Annotated in this window: 1 protein-coding gene; it reads right to left on the bottom strand. The window is 41.5% G+C overall.

The window, feature by feature from the left end; genetic code table 11:
* Window positions 1-3,199, bottom strand: a 3,199-nt coding sequence (gene dnaE, locus H6S82_RS25640) for a DNA polymerase III subunit alpha (RefSeq protein WP_191056917.1), incomplete at both ends; no start/stop codon positions are given.

The following is a 3,199-nucleotide window of genomic DNA, read 5'->3' as shown; positions in this document are numbered from 1 at the left end:
ATGATTTTTCGGAATAGTAAGATCGAATACTTCTTCCTTGCCAGCGTATTGAATCGAAACAATTTCATCCCAAAATACTTCCGAATCTGCGATCGTTCTCAACTCCGAGTGCTGGAAACCGATCGCAAAATTGCGAACTCGATGACGAGATAAACTTCTAGTTGGAGTTTTCTGGAAATTCAAACCAGAAGACATTGCTCCTTTTGTTGCTCCCACAGCACAGTCAATTTCCTCCCAAGTCATGCCACTAGCTTTTTTAGCGTTGGCAATTAGCGTAATAACTTCGGGTGGAATTGTATGCTTAGATTGATTGGCTAGCTTATCTTTTACAATCAAATAACAAGCTTGTGCTTTTTGGCGTTTATAGCTACTGAGATAGGGTTGAATCAATTCGCAAAACTTCAGCATATCCTCACGTCCTGTGATTTGCGCTCGATAAGAAACGTGAGGCTTACCTTGATAGGTGATTCTTTTAACGTCAAACAAAGCAACAATACCCAAACGCAGTAATAAGTGTTGAATTTGTCTGACTAAAATTTTTGATGTTGATGTGTAATCTGTATGACCGATCGCAGTATCAAAACTGCCGTCAGTTGACCACAAAGTTGCCAAAAAAAGCTGTAACTGATTCTTGGATAAAGAGAAAACCCAGCCAGGAATTTCTTTATCCCTTGAATGAGCGCGTTTTATGTGGTTGTCTACCCAGTGATTAAAAGCCGAAACAAAACCAATCCGGGCGTAAGTTACAGACTTGCGACCCAAATGGAATTGAGTATCCAACGGTGCGGGTGAGCCAAATAATTCTTCCGCACAATTATTAAAATCAGCAATCAATTCCGGATCGCTATTGCAGAAATAGCTACTAGAAGGTTGTCTAGTAGAAAGATGTCCATCGCCAATTAAATACGCAGTCAGCTTGATTTGAGCATCTGAAATTTCTGAGGTGTGAGTAATGGGAATTGTCTTTGTCAAAGCTATGCGATCGCCTACTTTGAAATTATTGAGAGGTTTCCATCCCAAAAGCGTATAGAAAAGGTGATCGTCTGTCGCTTTGATTTGACGGTTAGTTTTAGTAGTAATCTCCCAGACATCCCGCACGCCGTTATTATGAATTTCAATAATCGGTTGTTGAGTAATTTTCTGAGTTGTCAAATCGAGGGAAAAGACTTTCCGCCCTAACCAATACTCAGGTTTGGCAGCTATCTCACTTAAAGTAACCAAATCGCCAGTTGCCGCATCAATTATTTTTGTCGATCCACTTAAACAGCGGCGCAATATATCGGCTTGTCCCAAAGAATAGCCTGCCAAATCTTGAGCAACTTTCATGATTTGCTCTTGATAAACAAGCACGCCATAAGTTTCTTCGAGAATAGGTTCTAATAGCGGATGTTCGTAAACAATTGCTTCTCGACCGTGTTTGCGATCGATAAATTTGGGAATCAGTCCCGCATCCAATGGCCCCGGACGATAAAGAGCTAGAATTGAAGAAATATCTTCTATACTCGATGGCTTCAAGTCTTTAACTACCTGACGCATCCCGGAAGATTCCAACTGAAATATTCCTTCTAAATCCCCTCTTTCCAAAACCTGATAAGTAGTTTTAAACTCACTACCAGGCTTCTTAACCTCCCCCTTTGATAAAATTTCATGATTTTTTCTTTCGTCTAGCGTGATAGCATCGGGGTCGATTTTAATTTTGCGGTTTTTCTGAATTAATTCCAAAGTCTTTTGGATTGTAGTCAAGTTCTTTAAACCCAAGAAATCCATTTTTAACAAACCCAGCGATTCTAACTCTTCCATAGAATACTGGGTAATCACAGCGCCGTCGTTATTCAGCTGTAGCGGGACAACCTCATCTAAAGGTTCGGCTGAAATGACAATTCCCGCCGCATGGACACCAAAAGTTTTGTTTGTACCTTCAATGCGAATTGCCATATCCACCCACTGGCGAAAAGTGAATTCGCTAACATTCCCATTCCGGTCTTTCGGCTTAACTAGATCATTTTCATAAGCCGCTTTAAAACTCGGTTCCGGCGTTTTATCGGAAATCATCACCGCCAGTTTTTCCGGTTTACCTCGCGATACGGGAATTAATTTAGCCATTTTGTCAGATTCGCCATAGTCAATATTCAAAACTCTGGCGACATCTTTCAAAACAGCCTTAGAAGTCATGCGGTTAAAAGTGATTATTTGGGCTACCTTATCTTTGCCATACCTGTCTGTAACATAGTCAATTACTTCATCTCGCCTTTCCACACAAAAATCCGTATCTATATCAGGCATGGATTTGCGTTCCGGATTCAAGAAGCGCTCGAATAATAAGCCGTGATGCACCGGGTCAATATTAGTAATTCGCAAAGCATAAGCAACTAGAGAACCGGCGGCGCTTCCTCTTCCTGGCCCAACTGGAATACCTTTGCTTCTGGCAAAATTGATATAATCCCAAACAACTAAAAAGTAGGTAGAAAATCCCATCTGTTCAATCATTTTCAGCTCGTACATCAATCGTTTTGCGTATACGGGCTTGACATCGCTACGGGCTTTAACTTGGAGGCGTTCTAGCAGTCCTTCCCAAGCTTTGTCCTGTACGTAGGTGTCTGGTGTGTGGTCTTTGGGAACCGGATAATTGGGAAGGCGCGGTTCCCCCATAATATGGTAAAAATCGACTTTTTCTGCTACTTCTAATGTATTGGCGATCGCATCTGCAATTACATCATCCGGCAAATGATCTCGAAACAGATGTTTCATCTCGTCTGCTGATTTGAGATATTCCGTTCCGCTATATCGCAGCTTGCGATTTTCATCTGCAAAAAGATCCCCAGTATTAATACATAACAGTGCGTCGTGCGCTTCTACATCCGAGCAAGATGTAAAATGGGAATCGTTTGTCGCGACAATTTTAATATCGAGTTCTTTGCCAATTTTGACCAGTTCGACATTAACCATGCGGTCTTCTATATAACCGTGGTCTTGAATTTCTAAATAATAATCATCGCCAAAAGTTTGTTTGTACCATTTGGCGCAATCGCGTGCTTCTTGCAGCTTGTTTTGCAGAATCATCTGGGGGACTTCACCCGCACGACATCCGCTGGTAACAATCAAACCCTCGCGGTATTGCACTAGCAGTTCTTTGTTAATACAAGGACGGGCAAATATACCTTTCCCTTGTATACCTTTGAGATGAGAAATTGTTGTTAAT

Source organism: Planktothrix sp. FACHB-1355, assembly GCF_014748295.1.
Lineage (GTDB): Bacteria > Cyanobacteriota > Cyanobacteriia > Cyanobacteriales > Aerosakkonemataceae > Aerosakkonema > Aerosakkonema funiforme_A.
This window is presented reverse-complemented; position numbering and strand designations above follow the sequence as displayed.